Here is a 20,814-nt window from a genome sequence, read left to right as displayed (position 1 = left end):
CTTTTAATATTTGCCAGCGTATCTTATTTAGTAACCATAAGGGGGGCTAAGGGATGACGATTGAAGAAAAACTATTGTTAAATGACAAATTAGAAACGGACCGGCTTAAGTTGCGCCCGGTGACATTGGATGATGCATCTGATATGTATGCGTACGCGCAGGATCCAGAAACGGTTAAATACGTTTTTGATCAGCACCAATCCGTGGAAGCTACCAAAAGCATCATTTTGAGCTATTTTATGAAAACACCAATGGGCAAATGGGGAATAGAACTAAAGCAGACGCACCATCTGATTGGTACCATTGATATGCGAGTCGATCAGGCCAATTTACGTGCTGAAATCGGCTATGCAATTGGGCGCAGTTATTGGGGAAACGGCTACGTACCTGAGGCGGCAACTCGGATTTTAGAATTAGGTTTTGCGGAGTTGCATTTGAAACGCATTCAAGCCAGACATATTGCTGAAAATTATAAATCAGGGCGGGTTATGCAAAAAATCGGGATGCATCAAGAAGGTATTTTTAAGAATTATGCCCAGCATAAAGGCCAAACAGTGGATGAGATTTACTACGCCATTACGGATGCGGAATGGCAAAATTTAGAGCAAGCTTTTTCTTTGTAACCGATTGCAAAACATGCTATTATAATAAGTGAGGAAGGGGTTAACTCCCAACCGGAAAGTTCTTCTCAGTTCGAAAGTTAGCTGATTAAATTTGAACCAATCCAGTAAATGAAGATTTAAAAACATCATCTACAGACGTGATGTCCAAAAAGAGTCTGGGATTGTGGCGAAAATAGTTGGTTAACGCTGGAACAACTCAGTTTGTTGGAGGCATTTCAACATTAACAAGTTAAACTTAGTAAATGGTCGAAATGTTCGCTAAAACTCGAAGCAGTGTGGAATCAGTAGGCGACTACTTGAATCGCACCAGTAGATAATAATGATGAAAAGTCGAGTGGGCTAGAGCAGAGATCAATGAAGCACAATTAGTAAGTCACGCTGGTAACCAAAAGTTGTTTTGGACAATACCAGCGGGGGCTTACGTCAAAAAAAGTTAGTTGTGAAGGTGTAAGATTATTTCAAAAAGGACAGTATTAAATGGTTGGGGTACTTCCTCATAAGGGAATCCAAGAAATGAGAAGATCTTGGGTTCTTTTTTTGCGCTCATTTTGGCAACAGCGAGGTTGGTTTCCCAGCCAGTTCTGTGTCAAACTCGAAGTTGTCCGCGTTAGAAAAACGATAGAATCAGCACTAAAGTCGCGGGAAGTAACTGAACAAAATAAATTTTCTTAGTAACGGTAAAACCGCCGTAAGCGCCGACTATCATCACAAAAAGCATATACAGACGCACCAGACTGAGTAAAGTAGACCCGCTAAAAATGACCATGCTAAGAATGATCAGCAGGCCCAAAGCACCGTTATAAAGTCCTTGATTTTCCAAGGCAATCCGAGCTTGCGGTTGGCTAACAAATTCGTAAGGCATGGCAAAAGTACGTGCCTGGGTTTTAGGTCCCGCAAACATTTCGATTAACATGAAACCAAGATGTTCGATGCCGATTAGTGCGGTTAAAATGAGCGTTAGTGTGGTCATGGTATCTCCCCCAAAATCTATAATTACTTTCTATTGTAGAGGATTCAAGTCCAATCTGCTACTGAAACCTATTTTTTAAATGTAAGCTTTTTCATTTTTTGGTTGCATTTCTACTTTTTTAGAATTACCATTTGAACATAACTTGAATACAATTGGGGAATGACATATAGGGGGGAGTAGGAATGACACGTGCATTGAAAAGTAAGACAATTGAACGCCTTAAATGGTGGTATGTCGGGCAGTTGGTGGTTGTCCTTTTGACGGTATTTGGAACGCTGATATGGCAAAGTGTCTTTGAGCACCAAACCATTTTGCCGAGGCAAATTATGGTAAGTCTTATAATCGTGGCAGTGGTACTCCTGTCGCTTAAAATTCCGTTTGAAAAACCGTTAAAACCACAGCAGCGGATTGCCCTTTTTTTTCGAAAGGTTAACTATTATTTTCAGTCTTTATTACAAGCATTAGTCTTGCCAATTGGCGGGGCAATGCTCATTTCACTTATTCACAATATTTTTCGGATAAGTTTTGTCTATCTTGCTATTATCGGATTTCTTTATTTATTAGTGTTGTACATACCGATGACGTATTTTGTATATGCCCAAATTGAATCGTTAGTCGGTCGGATTATTTTATTAGCAGAAATTCTGGCTCAAGGCATCATGGCTGGGTCACAGTTATTGTTGATGTATACCAGACCGGATCAAGTCGGCCACCTCATTCAAACAATGAATGAAACCCAAGTTATAAATGTGGCGAGTGTTGTGGTGACTATTAGTTTTTTGATGTTCTTATGGGGGTTCTGAGTGCCCAGCTTCGGTTTTTCCAAAAGCGCTAGTTGGTTTGTGACTGCTTTTCTGATTGTCTTTTCTGTTTGGTATGTCATCTGGAATGGCTTTGGAGATGGAAACAAGTTGGCGGATGTGCTGACTAGCTATTCATTTTCAATGGCAAAAATCAATTTGAAAATGATTTTTGCGTCTTTAGAAACGATTGTGGAGGAGTGGATTTTCCGCTTTGGCATTCTGACGTTGTTGTTGAGAGCTTTTAAAAATCATCACCAACTTGAATGGGCCGTGGGTCTCAATGGCCTGCTATTTGGGCTGTGGCACGTTACAAATGGGTTTGCAGGCCAGAGCTGGTCGGCAACTTTTGAGCAAATGTTATCGGCAGGCGCAGCAGGCATGTTGTTTGCAGCGATTTACTTGTACACCCGTAACTTTGCGTTTCCGGTCCTTTTTCATTTCTTTAATAACTTTTTGGGTCTGTCGAGTTCTGCCAACATGGTGATGTCAGCACCCACTAGTTTGGACTGGGTGACCACGTTTGGTCAGGTAGTGGTCTTCTCAGCCATCGTATGGTTTTTACTCAGTGGTAAACGCAAGCAAGCAATGCAAGCTACTTTAAGTTACTGAAAATAATTTTCGTGAAATTGTGACGATTCATTGTATGATAGAAGTAATTAGAAAGAGCAAAGGACGAGTAGGTATAATGACTGAATTTTATGTAGTGCGACATGGGGAAACCCGCGGAAATACCATTGGCTTCAAACAGGGGCAAATCGATGGCGAGCTATCACAACTTGATGAAAAAGGGATTCAACAGGCTAAAAATTTGCATGATCATTTTGACATTAGCTTTGCGGATCGCATTATCACGAGTCCCTTGACCCGGGCAAAAGATACGGCTGATTTGTTGAATGAAGGCCGACATTTGGCAACGACGGTGGATGATCGCCTGTTGGAAATTTCCTATGGCGACTGGGATGGTCAGTTTGACGGGCCTTTAAAAGAAAAATTTGGCGCCTATTTCCTGCCCAATAGTAATGCGGTTTATCCAGAATATTATCAGGTTTCGCATGGCGAAAAATTTACGGACGTGGAAAAACGGGTGGCTGACTTTACGGCCGATATCCAGACACGCTATCCGGATGAAAAGATTATTATTGTGACTCACGGCTTTACAACCCGCAGTTTTGCTCAAAATGCGGTGAAGGCTACGGATCCGATGGCTTTTAAGGAGCCGGCAAACTGTAGTGTGACGAAAGTTGGGGTTGAGCCTACTGGGCAAGCGCTGTACTACTACAGTCACAGCTTCAATTAAATAGAAAAACAAAAGGATTGGAAATTTTTTTCCAGTCCTTTTATATCTTCCAATTTTAATAGTTACACGCCGGGGAAATAAGGCTAATCTTTCCACCTAGTGACAAAAGACGAACGAGTCATCCCCCTCGGTTAGACGCGAAGTTAACCCCTTATTTGATCACTTGAAAAATCTATTTCAAGACACGGAATCGTTTTTGATCATCAATATAAGTTTTTTCAGCAGCCGGCTTTTCGATTGAACCGAATGGCATTTGTCCGCGTAATACCCAGGTTTCAGGGATGTCAAACGCAATCCGCACTTCGCCGTCGATGATAGGGTTGTAATGTTGCAGATTTGCGCCGACTTGGTTATCAGCTAGCACAGTCCAGACATTTTGTTGTGCTCCGCCAAGTCCTTGTTCTGCCCATGGTGCTAAATTAGCTGCATACAAAGGAACTTGCTTTTCGTAATCTGCGACAACGCTTCGGTCGGTAAAGTACAAAACAGTCCCATAAGCAGCTTTAAAACTCGCAATTTTCTTCTTGGTGTTTTCATATATCTGTTCGCTAGGCACTTCAGATTTTAAACGGTTGGCAACAATGTCCCATAATTGATCATGTTTGTCTCCGAATAAGATGACCGTTCGAATGGTCTGTGCGTTAAATGACGTTGGTGTTTCGCGAACGGCACCTTCAATCAATGTTGTTAGCTCCGTATCGGTTAGCGAAACGTTTTTGCCTAAATTATAGATGGAGCGGCGTTCTTTTAATATCTCTAAGTATCTGGTATTCATCTCTAAGCTTCCTCTCAAAAAGTTTACTTGTTTATCCTACCAGCTAATATTTTGTAAGTAAAGGCAACGAAACACGTTTGAAAGACATAAAATAATCTTTTGACACAAATAAACTAAAAAAAATCGTTTAAAAGTTCACGATATAGTTTAAATAATGGTAGAATAATCATGATAATGATATAAGTTTTGAAGGGAGCTTTGATGATGATATTGAAACAAAAAGTTATTCGCGCAGCAGTAACCGCAACGGCAGTATTAGCGTTAGGCATTCCAGCATATGCGAGTACAACGCATAGTGTGACTGGAAATAAGGCGGTTAGCCACACTACTAAGGTTGTGATTCGCAAGTATCGGGCGAAATCAAGTAAAAAACGCATTTATACTTTGAAATCAGCCGGACATGGGCGGTATACCTTAAAAGCCAAGTACTATGTACATAGTTTTACGAAATTTACGTTGCAGCGAACGGCGAAGGTCAGTGGCTCGACGTATTATGAAGTCAAAAGTCCAGCTGGATACACAGGCTGGATTTGGTCCGGCTATTTGGGAGATACAACGACATATTACAGTAAGTTATCGGCAAGTCAATTTCAAGTAAAGGCAAATGCCACGAACAATTTCTATAATCATGTGCCAGGTGGTGATTATGGCAAGGGCAGCTTGACCCACTACGGGAAAAATTATCGCGGTAAAACAATGACAGTCACCGGCGAGGCTAAAAAGGTTTATAAAACACATTATTACCGCCTGACTTACAAAGGAAAGAATTTTGGTTGGATTTATGGCGGCGCACTTCAAAAAGTGACTGCTAAACCGGCAGTAACCGAAAAAACGGTTGGCGGGATTCCTGTATATACGCAATCTGCTGTGGCGCTGCAGGCCTTTAACTCAAAGAGTTATTCTGTTGTTAACAATGCGAATTACTTTGTGAAAGTACCAAGTTCATATGGATCAGCACCTAATTATCCAGACTTTATGACCACACCAAACACGATCAAATATGCTAAAGGTGCAGTGAAGACTAATTTCACGACGGATGTTTATTTGCCAGGTACAGTTAAGAGTACAAATGACTTCATTAATGCTCAAAGTGTGGTCATGGATGGGTCTTATGCATATGTGATGTACGCAGATAAGCAAGCTAAAAAAGCTGACCAGGGGTTTGTGGTTAAGTACAATTTAGCTAAGTTACGTAGTTTAATTAAGAGCTCTAAGGATTACTCGCTCTTGCGAAGAGCAGCCTATCATCAACTGCACAAGACAACATTAAGTGCGAATGAAAAAGCAGCACTTGCTTGTATGACAATCGGACCAACGTTTACCACTGGGCATGGGCAGGCCATGGCTTTAAATCCAAAAACAGGTAAGATCTGGTTTATTGGAAAGAGCGGTACAAGTACCGAAGATAGTAACTTACAGGAATTAAATACCAGCACATTAAAACCTGATAAAGAAATTGTGTTTAAAATGGGCCAATATCAAAATATGCCGAACAATTTGACTTTTGATAAAGATGGGAACTTTTATGCCTATGTCAAAAACGGTGCTTCTTGGGCGCCTTCGAATAGTGTGAAGATTTATAAAGGCACAATTAATGCCAATAATACGGTTCAAATGAATCTAGTGATGCAGGGATTAAGATATATGCCTGGAACGCATTCACAATCAATTGGTTATAATGCCAAAAATAATCGCTTGTACTTTGTTTCAGATGGCAGCATTTCTTCCGTCCCGGTAAATAAATTAGGAAAGCTTTCTGCAGGTGATGTGCAGGCAGAAAACTTTAACACGTTAGATGCTAACAACAAGGTCATCAACACCCGTGAATTTGAAGGTTTAGTATTTGACAATAATGGGGCCGGCTATCTACTCACGCTGCGTGGTGTTGAACTCATGAAAGCAACCAGTTCCAATTTCTAAGATGACGTTAAAATAAAGATCACAATTAATCCCTCAGCCTAACTTTAGAATTGAATTTAAATTCATTAGTGCCGGGGGATTTTTAAAAATCAGATTAAAGAAAGCTGGCATCACAATGTATTCAAAAATTCATTTGAAGCGCAATTTATTAAAAGCAGTTCTAATGGCAACCACCGGTATTCTTCTCTCCACACCAGCTATGGCAAGCACGACTCACAAAGTAACCGGTAATAAAGCTGTTAGTCATACGGCCAAAGTGGTTGTCCGGAAATATCGGTCGAAATCAAGTAAGAAACGCCTTTATACTTTGAAATCAGCTGGTCACGGGCGCTATACCATGAAAGCCAAATATTATGTGCATAGCTTTACGAAATTTACGTTACAACGAACGGCCAAGATTAGCGGTAAAACGTATTACGAAGTCAAAAGTCCGGCAGGTTACACGGGATGGATTTGGTCCGGCTACCTTGGAAATCCAACGACCTATTATAATTTTAGTAAAATTACGGCGGTGCGATTGACGGTTAAAGCCAGTGCAACTAATAATTTTTATAACCACGTGCCGGGTGGAGACTATGGCAGTGGTACCCTGACGCATTATGGCAAAAATTATCGCAATAAAACGATGACGGTTACGGGTGAGGCTAAAAAAGTTTATAAAACGCCGTATTACCGTCTGAGCTATAATGGTAAAAACTTCGGTTGGATTTATGGAGGTAGTCTGCAATCAGTAGCAACCAGCAAGTTAACCACCTATACACAAAGCGGTGTTGCTCTGCAAGCCTTCAATAAAAATAACTATAAGACGGTAAATAATACCAATTTATTTGTCACGGCTCCTAAGACTTATGGAACCGCGCCAAGTTATCCAAGTATGTCAACGTCACCCAACACAATTCAGTACAAAAAAGGAACTGGAACAACAACCTTTACAACGGATGTGTATTTGCCAAGTTCTTACCACACTTCTGGTGATATCGGCAGCGCCCAAAGCTTAGTCATGGATGGCAATACAGCCTATGTGATGTATCTTATTCCAAGCACTGCTAACACAACGAACGAAAAAGGCTTTGTTATCAAGTATAATTTGGCTGAACTCCGAACTTTGGTAAAAAGTTCTAAAGACTATGCTATTTTGAGCCGAGCATTTTATAATCAACGGGTACAAAAAACATTAACTGCCAGTCAGCAAAAGGCTTTAGCTTGTATGACGATTGGGCCAACCTTTGCCACAGGTCACGGACAATCAATGGCTTTAAACGCGAAGACGAAGCAAATTTGGTTTATTGGTAAAAGTGGTAAGGGAACTGATACCAGCAATTTACAGGAGTTAAACAAGACTACCTTAACGCCAGATAAAAAGATCAATTTTGTGTTAGGCCAAAATCAAAACATGCCTAAGAATCTCACATTTGATAGTAATGGTAATCTGTATGCTTTTGTTGAAAATCAGTCTGCGAGTTTGGCAGCGATTGGCAGCGTTAAAATCTACAAAGGTACAATTAATGCCAACCATACTGTTACTTTTAATCTGGTCATGCAAGGCTTAACACACGCCCCAGGGACATATGGCCAATCAATTGCGGTTAATCCTGTAAATCAACGACTGTACTTTGTTGCGGATGGGAGCATCTCTTCAGTCCCCATTTCAAAATTAGGAAGTTTGACGGCCAGTGATGTTCGTGGCGAAAACTTTAAGACGGTCAATGCAAGCGGCAAAGAAACTGCCACCCGTGAATTTGAAGGCCTTGCATTTGATCAAAATGGTGGCGGTTATCTGCTTACGAATGATGGGGTCGAAATTATGAAGGCTTCTAACAGTAACTTTTAAGTTCCAGCGTAAAAGCGATTGCATTTTTAAGACTTGAATCTTGTTTTTGCAGGGTAGTTAGGGCTATAATTCGTACTATACTAAGCAAAAGCGAGGTCGAAGAATGATATCGGTATTTGATGTAGTCCGGATTAGTCGCATCGATCACGTCATAGTGAATAGTCACCAACTAGTCATTACCGATGCGGATGGCAAACCTAATGGACTGTTAACGGATTTATTGTGTGATGTAGTCGAAAAAATCAATATTTTTATGAATCTCTCTTTAAGTACCACAGTGGATGATGTATTGGTATCGTTAAGTAAGAACACACCGTTACCAGATGATGCGTTGGTCGAGTATGAGAAAATATTGACGGAAGTCGTGGTGACTGTCAATTTTGCACCGCGAAAAAAAGTTATTGAGCTGGTTTTAGATAAACATTAATTGAAAATGGTATTTTTAAAGCACTGATCGAGTTTCTAGACGCGTTTCAAACACGTTTGGAAAAGGTTAGTGTTTTTTATTCGTTATAATTTATACACATCATTAGCTTTTTTCTTAAAAATTTGCGATAATAAGATTACAGAATTCGTAGGAAAGGAAAGGTGATGTGATGACCAAACGAGAGTTTCACTGGCTTACACAAATGGGGCTGATTTTGATTGCTCTCGAAATTATTGCCATTAGTATTAACATGTTTTACGCACCTCACAATGTGGCGTCTGGCGGGACCACGGGGATTGCCATTCTGCTACGTGAAAGTTTTGGGTTCAATATGTCACTGGTTGTTTTTGTGCTTAACGTTGCGATGCTTGTGCTTTCGTACTTTACCCTGGATAAAGAAACCACGGCGCGGATCACATTCGGGAGTCTGTTTCTTCCGGTATGTTTGGCCCTGACGCCGCAAATTAAACTCGTTGACGATCGTTTATTGGCAGTCATTATCGGGGGAGCCATATTTGCAGCTGGTGTGGCCCTGCTTTATCATATTGATGCCTCAAGCGGCGGGACCACGGTGCCACCATTGATTTTAAAGAAGTATTTTAATATTAAACCTTCCATGGGGTTGCTGGCGATTGATGGCCTGGTGTGCTTCTTCAACGTTTTTGTGTCAGGATTTGAAGCGTTTTTCTTGGCGATTCTTTCTTCAGTGTTGACCATGTTCATTATGAATTACATTGAAACGGGTCTGGATCGCAAGAAAGTCATTTATATTATGAGCGATGATAATCTTGATGAAATTAAGCACAGCTTGGTGACTTTGATGGAAAAAGGCTTAACGATCTTTGATGTTCGTGGTGGCTATTCTGGAGAACAAAAACAGATGCTGATGATTGTCGTAGAGAATTCTGAATATCAGCACATTTTGAATCAGATTCATGCAGTGGCGCCTGATGCGTTTGCACTGGTGTATAACGTCGCGGAGGTGCGTGGCGGTAGTTTATAACTTGGTCAAAACTTAGTGATTAACCGGAAATTTTTCACGAAAACACAAATGTTTATTGGAGATTTTTCATTCACACACAGTTAAAAAGGAGAATTGATATGAAAAAAACAACTTTATTGCTGCTTTCTTCCGCGTTCCTTTTACTTGGCGGATGTGCGAACAACTCTAATGATTCCCAATCAGAAAATGAAACCACGAGCGCTTCTGTTTCCCAATCCAGTGCGTCTAAATCGACTTCTTCCACAAGGAGCACGACTACCGCGAAAACGGTCAATAGTGACGAGGAGACGGCACTGTTGTCTAGTACCTGGCAATTTGATAAATTTACGGTTCATCAAATTGAAGCCGAAATTGATGATGGCCAGTTGGAAGTCAAGGTTGAGTGGCAACCCAATACTGAAAAACGGGCGTCGTTCTCCAACTTTGGGGAAGTCAAAGTTACGCAAGGCGATCAGACCTTACGTACGGTTGAACGGGATGATGATTTTGATGCTGATGAAACGGTCCGGGACTTAGATCTCACCTATGCTTATCACAATAAGACCAATCCAGTTAAAATCCAAATTAAGACACCTGATGGTCAAAGCCATTCGGTAAGTTTCAAGCTTCAGTAGGTGTCCAATTCAAAACAGCGAGGGGAAAAGTTTTTTTAACTTCGCACCTAACAATGGCAGCCGAACGATTCTTTATTTGAATCGTTCGGCTGCCGTCGTTCATCAGAGAAGTTAGCTTTTTTCTCAATTTCGATTATTAAAGTCCAGAGACTAGAAGAGGCTGGGGAGTTCCCCCCAGCTTCTTTTTTAATCAGTATAGTTTAAAAGTTGATTGGCAATCATGTCTGCCATTCGCAAGCGCACATCGTTGACACTTGGAATTGGACTACCATTGGTTAGCCAGTGACGGCCCTCGGTTGAAATTCCCCAGAGATAAACGTTTGGAATTGGATCGCCATCACTGTCGAGTAGTTCGGCTGTTTCGGTGGTCACATCCAGGGCTCCCAGCTGTTTCGTTTCCTCATCAGCAAAATGCAGGGAATAGGGACGCGCTAAGCCGCTGGTCAGCAGATTTTGAATTAATGGGTTCTGGCTAATGCGGACGTCTACTGAAGGCAATCGTGCTTCCACGATGGCTTTTACGGCGACCTTTTTTTCGGGAAAGCGTTTGGAATAAGCGACAAACTGCTCCTGGTCAAGTTCTACTTGCAATTGCGGGCCGAGAATTTCGATGATTCCCGCTTTGATTAACGCAAGAAGCTGTTCTGAGCGTAAAATCGGCGGGCCGACCGCCAAAAAGCTATTGAGACTATTGAAACCGCCTAAAATATATTTTGCGTAATCTTCATCAGAAATAAGTTTATAGGTGATGACTTTACGAATATTTGTCCGTAATTCACGCAATGTATCCATGGCACTGGCAAATGGGCCAGTTTTGTTGCCACGTTTGGCTGCGGCAATATCTTGTTCAAGGTACTTGACCATCACCGTTTTAAATGCTGCGGCATCGGCTGTCTTACCCTCGGGGTGCGCTAGTTTGTCCCAGTCGAGGCGATCTTCTTTGGCAATACCATAATCGTCTAAGACTTCCGTGGCTAAAGGTTCTTTTTGAAAGGCCTGTTCGAATTTGTGCGCACTGATTCCTGTGTACTTTTGCGCAACTAATTTGGTGTAATAGGTGCAGGCCACATCCGCATAGATATAATTGAGAAATTGTTGGCCACTCATGCGTTCCTGCTTTTCGATCATGTGCGCTACGAGCTGGTTGGAAAGAAAGTATAACGGGCGCGTTTCACCCACAGCTTTTTGATCAAAGCCACGGGCATGATAAGGAAAGCCACGGCCAGAACCGGCGTAGATTTTGGGCTCAGTCCCGGATGGCTGATAAATCAAACTGTCATCTGGTTGCCGTTTAAAAGTTCCGCCACGATGGGTAGTTAGCATGATCATAGCATCCATGAAATTTAAACCTAAGCCGCGCAATAGGACCGGCTGATTAGCTGGCAAGCTGTCAAAGTTTTGTTCAGCCGGGTAGCCGGTACGCAAATAAATAAGGTGATGGGCGTTAGCAAAGTGACTGAGTCCTTTTTCAGAAGATGACAATTCGGACATGCCTTCGCCTAAGGCCATCGCCACGCCGCTAAAGGTTTCTGCAGAGTCATCATAACTTAACTTGTACGTCCGCGGTGTCAGTTGTTGAATACTGGTGACCGCCGATTGGTGAAAGACGACCCGGACAGCTTGGGGCAAGTGATTGCAAAGTTCTTGATAAAACCATTCTTGATAGACGCCATACAGCGCGCGGCTGGCATAACTTTCCGCAGTGAGATGGGCGATTTCCCTTAATAGGTAAGATTTATTTTTAAAGTTTCCTTCATTAATAAAATGATTTCCGTTGCGTTGCGCCCATTCCAGTAAAGTTGGTCCAGGAACAATCGGTCCCTCCATCTCTACCGTGTGGTCGGTGAATAGGGTGATCTTTGCCGCTAACGAATTCATTAACAGTTCGTGAGGCTGGTCAGGCTGCCAGACGCGACCGGCAATTCCTGCTGGATCAAATAAGTGGATGGTTAATGCTGAAGACGGGATGCGTTTGTGCCAAGCAATCAGGCGTTCTAAAGCCATTAAGTTGCGCGGTCCCGCCCCAATTAACGCAATTTTCATAATAAGTCACCGCATTTCCTCTAATTTACTTCTCTTTAGTATATCCTAGCACACAAAACTTACCAATATCGAGTAAAACAAACCACCAAAATCACTTGACAGTGCTTTCTAAAAACGGTTACACTATAGGCGTAAGTAACTAAAAAATTTACGATTTTTGCGCTCGATGCCTAAAATGTTTTGGGCCATCATAGTGCGATTGTTGGCAGACAAGAAAAGGACGTTAGGGAAGTGGTGCTGTACATTCTGGATTGGTCGATGGGAACTCTTAAAGGGTAATGAGAAATTTCCAATTGACAAGGTTCATGCCTTAATAATGGTATATTTCCGAATAAAAGCTTTATGACTTAAATTATGTTGTAAATCATGTGCTGTTGTCCTTGAAAACACCTTACGAAGTGGTTTTACATATAGCCGGCGAACTTGTCCGTACCAACACCAATATAGGGATAAGGGATTAATTTTTAATGAGAATTGATGAAATAAGTAGCAATGCTGCTGGATAGCTTCAATGCCACCTATAGCTGACAAAGTTGCAGGAGAGTAGAAGTGAAATTGCCCTGCATACAATAGTGGCTTATGATGGTTTGCCATTTTGAGTCGGGTTGGATTCTTGGCTTGTGTTCTAGGAGGCAATAAGAAGTCTTGTAGCATCGCAGGCATTAATAGGTAATGAATCTTTGTTTTTAAATTTTATAATTCGAGGTGGCTATAAAATGAACAAAATTCAGCAAAAAAAGCGACGACGGTTGTTAGAAGATACTGGAAAACTAACACGGCATTATAAAATGTTCAAGACTACTAAAGGGTGGTGCTTTGCAGCCATCTCTTTGTTGACTTTTGGTATGGGCATCGCGTTTAGTCAGCCTAATATTCAGGCTTCAGATACAACCCCAGTTTCAGTTTCGGCAAGTAGCGAAACGAGTCATGATCAAACAACAACTAGTTCAGCCTCAGCATCTAGTGCTGCGGCAAGCACATCTTCATCTGCAAGTGCAGTTACCACCGCTGACACAACTTCGAGTTCTTCTTCTAATACTAGTGAAGCCGCCAGTTCAGCTTCCAGTTCCACATCCAAAGCCAGTTCCAGTGAAAGTTCCAGTTCAGCTCAACAAGTAACCAGTGCAACTTCAAGTTCTTCTGCGGCAACTAGTGCAGTTAAAGTAAGCAGTTCTGAAAGCGCTACCAGTTCGAGTTCAACGGCTAATAAAGCTGTGACGCATTCCGTGGCCAGTGCAACCAGCGAAGCAAGCAGTGAGGCCGCAACGAGTGCGGTGACAGTTGATTCTGACGGTAGCTCACAGAGTGCGACCAGTTCAACAACCAGTTCAGAGGGTGACACCGATGTAACAGCAAGTTCTGAAGTTGTCAGTACAAATTCGGCAGTTAGTGGTACTAGCAGTGAGACAACCAGTTATGAGAACGGGGAGACTTTAGTGGATCCCACTTCAGCTGATTTGGCTGCGGCGGAAACAGCGGGAAGCACGGCATATGCAGCGAGTGGTGCAAGCCAAGCCTTTAGTGCGATTGCAGCCGCTTCATCAGCTGCGTCTGAGACCACGACAGATGATGTTACGGACGAGACAACACTGAATTTTTGGACTAGCGATGTAGATGGTAGTAAGAATACTACAAATACGGGGTCATTTGGGGAGGATGGCCTTGAAAATTATGTTTATACAGATGATCCTTTTCAAGATTCGGTAACGGTTGCCACAGATGATGTGGACGCAGCTAAAACACCGGTTCTTGCAAAAGGTATTTATGGTACGCTGAAGTGGTATATTGCCGCAGACGAAGATGGGACCGTTGTTTTGCATTTAGGCAGTGGTTCGCCAATTACCTCAACGAGCACTTTACCGCTAGGTAGTACATCTCCTTGGGCACAATCCGAAACCGATTATAAATTTACAGAAATTAGCATCGACGGTGATATTCAACTTGTTCCAGAGGATACTACTGGGACGACAGGAGCCAGATATCTCTTTGCAAATTTAAATCAGGTGACCACGATCCTTAATGCAAATAAGTTGAATTTCGCAGGGGTCACGGATGTCAGAGGCATGTTTTCAAAAGACAGTGCGCTAGAAAGCCTGACGGGAGGAACTGGTGACTGGGATTTATCTGAAGTAAAAGATGTCGGTTCAATGTTTGCAAGCTGTTCTTCATTGCAGAACTTAGATGTAACTAATTGGGGAATGGGCAGTGTGACATCGGCGTCTTCAATGTTTAATGGAGCTTCAAGTTTAACTGAGTTAACAGGAATTGAAAATTGGAGTATGGCTAACACTACGAGCTGTATTTATATGTTTAATGGTACATCTAGTCTAGCAAGCCTTAATTTATCTGGCTGGAATACCAGCAAAGTAAATAACATGCAACAAATGTTTTCCAACATGACTTTGTTAACTAACCTTGATTTAGGCGACAATTGGGAAACAAGTAGCGTGACTACCATGTATCAGATGTTTGCTGGTGATACAGCATTGCCGACTCTTGATGTTTCGGATTGGGATACGAGTAGCTTAACAACTGCTGCACAAATGTTTAACAAAGATAAAGCGTTGTCCCAACTTGATTTTAGTAATTGGGATACGAGTAAAGTGACTAATATGGCATTAATGCTCAGTGGTATGACGGGACTCAAACAAATCACTTTTGGTACTGGCTTTGTTACAACTAATGTTACAGATGGTTCGGTGGCTTTACCGAACACGACAGATACTGTACAGTGGGTAAATGTTGGCGACGGGACAACTAGTGAGCCGCAACCAACCGTTGCAATTAAGGCGTATGATGGTACTTTACCTGATACTTATATTCTTGGAGCCGTTGCAACGGCAACATTAAGCGGAACTCAGAAGGAGACATATACCGGTGCACAGCAAAAACCGGATTTTACTAACTATGGTGTTACATTATCAGATGGAAGGGTTAAATATACTTTACAGGATGGCGATATTCAACTTGTTAGTGGCGGAATTAATGCTGGTGAGTACGAAGTTGAATTAACTGATCAAGGTAAAGAAAATATCGAGAATGCAGTCGAAAGTGTAATTAGCGGCACGTATGATATAAGTTATGGCGACTCGACGGCGACGTTTGAAGTCGAGGCGGCGGCAACCACGGTCACCTTGAGTGGGAGCCAGCAAGTCGCTTATAACGGGCAACCACAAGCGCCGAGCGCGGCAAACTATGAAATCACGCTCCCCGATGGCAGCACCTATACTTTGAAAGATAGTGATCTGGAACTCACCGGAGACGGCGAGAATGCGGGGGACTATCCGGTTTCGTTAAGTGCCAGTGGCAAAGCGGCCATTGAAGCCGCCCTCGGGAGCAATTATGCGGTCAGTTATGGCGACTCGACGGCGACGTTTGAAGTCGAGGCGGCGGCAACCACGGTCACCTTAAGTGGGAGCCATGGCAAAACCTATGATGGCCAAGCTGGAACGATCGATGCTGGTCAATACAACGTTGAGTTGAGTAACGGCGAAAAGTACACACTGCAAGATGAGGATCTAGAATTTACGATATCCGACCCAACAGATGTGAATAGCTATGAGGTTCAACTCAGTGCTGTTGGTTTAGCACACCTAAATACTGTTGACCCTAATTATCAATACACAGCAGATAGTGTACTTGGTAAAGGCATTTACACGATTAATAAGGCAAAAGCTATTGGTAGCTTGACTCTAGACAATTCTGGCAAGACCTTTGATGGCAAGCCAGTCAGTGTGATCCCTACTATCAGTTTTACGACCAATGGCAACACGCCGATTCCTAGCTACGAATTACAACTAGGTGATTATGAAGTTGTAAATAACAGTGCGAATGCCAAAGATTATACGATTCAATTAACAGAGCAAGGGATTGCCAATATTGAAGCAGCCAATCCAAATTATACGTTTGCCTTAACTGATGCGACCGCGACGTACACGATCAATAAGGCAGCCGGTACATTGGTTGTCCATGGTCATGATGGTAAGACCTACGATGGGAAACCTGGAACACTTGATACAAGTAAATATAGTGTCAAATTAAGTAATGGTAGTACCTATACTTTACAGGCTGGTGATCTAGAATTCACCGTCACTAATCCGACAGATGCGAACATTTATGATGTCAAACTCAGTGCAACTGGATTACAACACCTGAATGACGCTGATCCTAATTACTATTACACGGCAGATGCAGTCAGTGGTGTGGGCACGTACACGATTAGCCCGGCCGAAACCATTCCGGGAGATTCAACGACCGATATCACAGTTCATGATGAAGTTTCCAATTACGGTGAAGATTCTCCAACCTTTGTCATTGGCACCGGAGATAAGATTACAATTCCTGGGAACTTAACAAACGAAGACTTCACGTTCATTGATAAGACAACTGGTGAAGTTGTAGATGGCGTTCCAACGGATGTTGGTAATTACGAAGTGACCTTAAACGAAAGCGGATTGGAGAAAGTGACAACAGCAAATCCAAACTACACAATCGTTGATGGTAGCTTGATAAGTGGAACCTACACGATTAAAGATGTGATTATTCACAGTCAGATCACAGTTAACCGAACTATCCACTATACGGGTGCGGGGTCACGGACGCCACATGATGTTGTGCAGACACTAACTTATGACGTAGCAACTAGCAAAGCAACCGGAGTTTCAACTTATACACCTCAAGGTAGCTACGCAGCTGTGACGACGCCGACAGTTACAGGCTTTGCCAATAGCGGTAGCGTTAGTGCACAGACACCAGAAACGAGCACAACGGCACCGCGTGATACCGTAGTTACAATCACATACACGCCAACAAATGAAATAACGTATAGTGAAATTTCTGTAACGCGGACGATTCATTACATGGGTGCTGGTAATAAAACGCCGCACGATGTTGTTGAAACGGTTATTTACAAAGTGGCTACGAACCAAACAACTGGTGAAGTTTCTTATACCCCTCAAGGAGTTTATGAAGCGGTTGAAACACCAGAAATTGCAGGTTATCGCAATAGCGGTGACGTGGCGGAAGCAATTCCAATTGCAACGCTAACCCGTCCTGAAAATTCAACTGTTGTGGTTACCTATCAGGCTTCGCAACCAGAAGAAGTTGGACCGGGAAATGGTCAAACTCCTGAATTACCTGAAAATGGTCATAATGGTGGTCAAGAAACACCTTCTCAAGGTGGATATAATGGAGATCAGCAAAGTGAGGTTAGCAAACCTGAGGCCTCTGGTAAACAAACGCTGGCGCTCAATAGCCAGGTAAAATTAGCCGAATCCAAGTCGCGGGCTTCACAAAAAGCGCCGATTACCGCAGCTGTCCATGGAAAGTTACCACAAACCGATGACAACGAAGAAACAATGGCAACCATTCTTGGCATGTCGTTATTAGGTGGCCTCTTAGGTTTATTAGGTATCAAACGACGCAAACACGACGAAGAGTAACGGTTGAATTTGGAAAGGCTTTCCCCTCCCCAATGAAACCTTGAAATTTATTTACATGAAAATCAGGTTTTTACTTGACTTACAATAAGTAATTAGATACTCTAATTATGTAATGAACAAACGGAAAGGAAGATTATTATGATGAAAGCAAGTATGCAAGTAAAATGTTGTGCAGCATGTTGTCAACTTAACAACATGGCTATTTGTGTAACTGCAAATTGTAATTATCTTTCGCTAACATTTGCCTAGAATTTTAAGAGGTAACAGTTGAGCCGATTAATTGCGTAGATGCAGTTAATCGGTTTTTTGTTTGATCATTTGAAAGGGCGTGATGCTGGATGTCACCAGGTTGTCCGTGTTTAAGTAAGTTAAGTTTGACATGAAATAAAGGCAAAATTTTAAAATTAGGGGAGTTTGATCAGGATGAAGAAAAGATGGGCAGTTTTAACAACTTTTGCAGCCGCACTGGCATTGGTTCTGGCTGGCTGTGGGAATCAAAACTCAGATAGTGGCTCTGGTAAGTTAGCCGCTAAGCAGGTGCTTAATTTATCTGCAGATGCACCATTAGATACGATTGATATCGCTAAGGCAACCGGGTATGGCCAGACCGGTAATGTTTTTGAAAGCTTGTACCGATTAGGAAATAATGGGAAACCAATTGCCGGATTAGCGTCATCTGGAAAAGTGTCAAAAGATGGCAAAACGTGGACCTTTAAGATTCGGAAAAATGCTAAATTTAGTAATGGCCAAAAGATTACAGCCCAAGATTTTGTTTATTCTTGGCAACGGACATTAAATCCTAATACGAAGTCGCAGTATGCTTATTTGTTCTCAGGAATTAAAAATGCTGACCAGATTAATGCCGGGAAGATGAGTCCCTCTAAGTTGGGCGTTTCGGCACCTAATAAACAAACTTTTGTAGTTCATTTGGACGAACCAATCGCTTACTTTAAGGTGTTAATGACATACCCGTTGTTCTCACCCGTAAGCAAGAAGGTGATTGACAAGTATGGCAGCAAGTATGCCACAACTTCGAAATACATGGTTTATACAGGGCCATTTAAGATGACTGGTTGGAAAGGCACTAATGATCACTGGGCATTTGTGAAAAACGACCAGTATTGGGATAAAAAGAAGGTTAAGCTGAGCCGGATTAATTACTCAGTCAATGAAAATCCTTCCACTGTCTTGAGTTTGTATCAATCGAAAAAATTAGATATGGCTCAGTTATCTAGTGCTCAGATTAAAAACTACAGAAATAATGCGGATTACCAAACAGTACCTTATAGCTATACCCGCTTTTTAGCATTCAACTTTAAGGCTTCAAACTCAAAGGTGCGTAAAGCAATGAATAATAAGAAAATTCGCCAAGCAATTTCTTTGGCAATTAACCGCAAACAGTTAATTTCTAAGGTTATTGGCGATGATTCAACAATATCACAAGGCTTTGTCCCAACTGACCTAGCAAAGAATCCGAAGACTGGCGAGGATTTTGCCAAGGAAGCTTACGTTAAGGGAACGGTTGACTACGATAGCAGCCGCGCAAAGAAACTTTGGGAGCAGGGTCTCAAAGAAATCGGCGCGAAATCACTGACTGTGACGTTAATGTCCACAAATGATAATGATGATAAAAATATTTCTGAGTATTTCCAAGTTCAATTGCAAAACAAATTACCAGGAATGAAAGTTAGCTTGGTTAATATTCCATCTAAGGTGGCTTACTCACGGGCTTCTAAAGGTGACTTTGATATCTATGTTTCCGGATGGGGAGCTGACTTTACCGACCCAATTTCTCATTTGCAAATTTTACAGTCCAATAGCGGCTATAACTACGGAAAATGGCAGAACAGCACGTATGATGCACTTGTGAAGAAAGCCCAAAATCAAGATGCAAACGATAAGAACAAACGCTGGGCGGATATGATTAAGGCAGATCAATTAGTAGTGAAGGAAGCAGCAATTGCACCTTTGTATCAAACTAATTATTCCTTCTTGATTAATCCAAAGGTCAAAGGCGTTATTCACAATACGGCCGGCACACAATGGAATTACAAGACAGCTTATATTAGTAAGTAACACACATTTGAAAACATCAATTCAGGAATGGGTTAATGCCTGAATTGATGTTTTCTTGTACATCCTAAACAACGGAGGAAACGAATGAGACCACGAATTGGCATTGTCGGAAATCAGTATATAGGCGACTCGGAAATCTTTTACCATAATCACGCCACCTATACGTTTCAAGGAAATGTGACAGCTATGACACAAGCCGGCGGAATTCCCATGATTATTCCGATTCAAGAACCCCAGCTGGCAGCCAGTTACTTGGCAGGAGTTGACGGTTTGTTTTTACCAGGCGGGCAGGACGTGTCTCCCCAGTTGTATGGGCAGCAGCCACATCGGCTTTTAAAACAAACGTCGTTGACACGTGATCGTTTTGAGTTGGCCTTATTTGAACTAGCTCGGCAGCAACGCAAACCAATCCTAGGAATCTGTCGTGGCTTTCAACTGATTAATGTGGCGCTTGGTGGCACGCTATATCAGGACGTTTCTTTACGGGGTGGTTCCCAAGCGATTGCGCATGATCAAGCCCCGGAATTTTTGGGGAATACAGCTACTCACTGGGTAACGGTTCACGGTGAGCTGCAAAAGCCTTTAGGAGAGCGGTTATTTGTTAATTCTTTACATCACCAGGTAATCAGCAAGCTGGCCGAAAGTCTGATTGAAGCGGCAACGGCTGATGATGGTGTGATTGAAGCGGCTGTTGAAAAAGATGGCTATCCGCTGTTAGCGGTGCAGTGGCATCCAGAAATGATGCTAGATAATGCCAAAATGCGGGCATTATTTACTAAATATTTGGCTTTCTTCTAATGGGAGCGGGTTAATTTGATGTTTCAAATTGTTCACTTTGTCACTTATACGCACAAAAAAACTTTTAAATGTTGTTAAATCAACGTTTTAACATGTTTTGTTGAAAAATTTCGTTATTTAGCGTTAAAAACGAGCAAGGCCTTACCCAGCAAAGGATAAGGCCTTTTTTGATGCGCAAATTTTTCATTTTCAG

Annotated in this window: 15 protein-coding genes; 12 read left to right on the top strand and 3 right to left on the bottom strand. The window is 42.1% G+C overall.

Features of this window, described 5'->3' with window-relative positions; translation table 11 throughout:
• Positions 1 to 53 precede the first annotated feature (53 nt).
• Positions 54 to 623, top strand: a complete 570-nt coding sequence (locus ACLJJ6_RS08505) for a GNAT family N-acetyltransferase (protein ID WP_412988958.1) — start codon at positions 54 to 56, stop codon at positions 621 to 623.
• Between the two features lie 607 nt (positions 624 to 1,230).
• Here the strand turns inward: ACLJJ6_RS08505 and ACLJJ6_RS08500 are convergent.
• A complete protein-coding gene (locus ACLJJ6_RS08500; RefSeq protein WP_412988956.1) occupies positions 1,231 to 1,593 on the bottom strand; it encodes a DUF1304 domain-containing protein in 363 nt (120 codons plus the stop codon).
• Positions 1,594 to 1,775: 182 nt separating this feature from the next.
• On the opposite strand from ACLJJ6_RS08500, the gene ACLJJ6_RS08495 reads away from it, so the two are divergent.
• The 3 genes from ACLJJ6_RS08495 (at position 1,776) to ACLJJ6_RS08485 (ending at position 3,693) form a co-directional block, all read left to right on the top strand.
• The gene (locus ACLJJ6_RS08495; protein WP_412988954.1) at positions 1,776 to 2,396 is read left to right on the top strand and encodes a hypothetical protein; all 621 of its coding nucleotides are present in this window, start codon (positions 1,776 to 1,778) and stop codon (positions 2,394 to 2,396) included.
• A complete protein-coding gene (locus ACLJJ6_RS08490; protein WP_412988952.1) occupies positions 2,397 to 3,005 on the top strand; it encodes a CPBP family intramembrane glutamic endopeptidase in 609 nt (202 codons plus the stop codon). It abuts the gene before it with no gap.
• Between the two features lie 76 nt (positions 3,006 to 3,081).
• Entirely contained in the window at positions 3,082 to 3,693 is a 612-nt protein-coding gene (locus ACLJJ6_RS08485; protein ID WP_412988950.1) for a histidine phosphatase family protein, read from the top strand.
• Positions 3,694 to 3,865: 172 nt separating this feature from the next.
• Here ACLJJ6_RS08485 and ACLJJ6_RS08480 read toward each other — a convergent pair whose 3' ends face one another.
• A complete protein-coding gene (locus ACLJJ6_RS08480; protein ID WP_412988949.1) occupies positions 3,866 to 4,468 on the bottom strand; it encodes a nitroreductase family protein in 603 nt (200 codons plus the stop codon).
• Positions 4,469 to 4,672: 204 nt separating this feature from the next.
• Between ACLJJ6_RS08480 and ACLJJ6_RS08475 the strand changes: the two genes are divergently transcribed.
• The 5 genes from ACLJJ6_RS08475 (at position 4,673) to ACLJJ6_RS08455 (ending at position 10,263) form a co-directional block, all read left to right on the top strand.
• Complete coding sequence (locus tag ACLJJ6_RS08475; protein ID WP_412988947.1) at positions 4,673 to 6,388, top strand: GW dipeptide domain-containing protein; 1,716 nt, start codon at positions 4,673 to 4,675, stop codon at positions 6,386 to 6,388.
• A 115-nt stretch (positions 6,389 to 6,503) separates the two neighbouring features.
• Positions 6,504 to 8,219, top strand: coding sequence for an SH3-like domain-containing protein (locus ACLJJ6_RS08470; RefSeq protein ID WP_412988946.1), 1,716 nt, complete (start codon positions 6,504 to 6,506; stop codon positions 8,217 to 8,219).
• A gap of 103 nt (positions 8,220 to 8,322) precedes the next feature.
• Positions 8,323 to 8,646, top strand: coding sequence for a hypothetical protein (locus ACLJJ6_RS08465; RefSeq protein WP_412988944.1), 324 nt, complete (start codon positions 8,323 to 8,325; stop codon positions 8,644 to 8,646).
• A 169-nt stretch (positions 8,647 to 8,815) separates the two neighbouring features.
• Positions 8,816 to 9,649: a YitT family protein gene (locus tag ACLJJ6_RS08460; protein WP_412988943.1), complete on the top strand. Its 834-nt coding sequence runs from the start codon at positions 8,816 to 8,818 to the stop codon at positions 9,647 to 9,649.
• A 98-nt stretch (positions 9,650 to 9,747) separates the two neighbouring features.
• Complete coding sequence (locus tag ACLJJ6_RS08455; protein WP_412988942.1) at positions 9,748 to 10,263, top strand: hypothetical protein; 516 nt, start codon at positions 9,748 to 9,750, stop codon at positions 10,261 to 10,263.
• Between the two features lie 186 nt (positions 10,264 to 10,449).
• On the opposite strand, the gene ACLJJ6_RS08450 is transcribed toward ACLJJ6_RS08455, so the two are convergent.
• Positions 10,450 to 12,306 (bottom strand): FAD/NAD(P)-binding protein, encoded by a 1,857-nt coding sequence (locus tag ACLJJ6_RS08450; protein ID WP_412988941.1) that lies wholly within the window; start codon positions 12,304 to 12,306, stop codon positions 10,450 to 10,452.
• A gap of 716 nt (positions 12,307 to 13,022) precedes the next feature.
• Between ACLJJ6_RS08450 and ACLJJ6_RS08445 the strand changes: the two genes are divergently transcribed.
• From ACLJJ6_RS08445 to ACLJJ6_RS08435, 3 genes are all read left to right on the top strand, one after another.
• Entirely contained in the window at positions 13,023 to 17,747 is a 4,725-nt protein-coding gene (locus tag ACLJJ6_RS08445) for an MBG domain-containing protein (protein ID WP_412988940.1), read from the top strand.
• Positions 17,748 to 18,170: 423 nt separating this feature from the next.
• The gene (locus ACLJJ6_RS08440) at positions 18,171 to 19,823 is read left to right on the top strand and encodes a peptide ABC transporter substrate-binding protein (protein ID WP_412988939.1); all 1,653 of its coding nucleotides are present in this window, start codon (positions 18,171 to 18,173) and stop codon (positions 19,821 to 19,823) included.
• Between the two features lie 84 nt (positions 19,824 to 19,907).
• Positions 19,908 to 20,621: a gamma-glutamyl-gamma-aminobutyrate hydrolase family protein gene (locus ACLJJ6_RS08435; protein WP_412988937.1), complete on the top strand. Its 714-nt coding sequence runs from the start codon at positions 19,908 to 19,910 to the stop codon at positions 20,619 to 20,621.
• The last annotated feature ends 193 nt before the right edge of the window (positions 20,622 to 20,814 follow it).

It is taken from the genome of Pediococcus siamensis, assembly GCF_047220215.1.
In the GTDB taxonomy this organism is placed as follows: domain Bacteria; phylum Bacillota; class Bacilli; order Lactobacillales; family Lactobacillaceae; genus Pediococcus; species Pediococcus siamensis.
The sequence above is the reverse complement of the archived record's forward strand: the minus strand, read 5'-3'. Positions and strand labels throughout refer to the sequence as shown.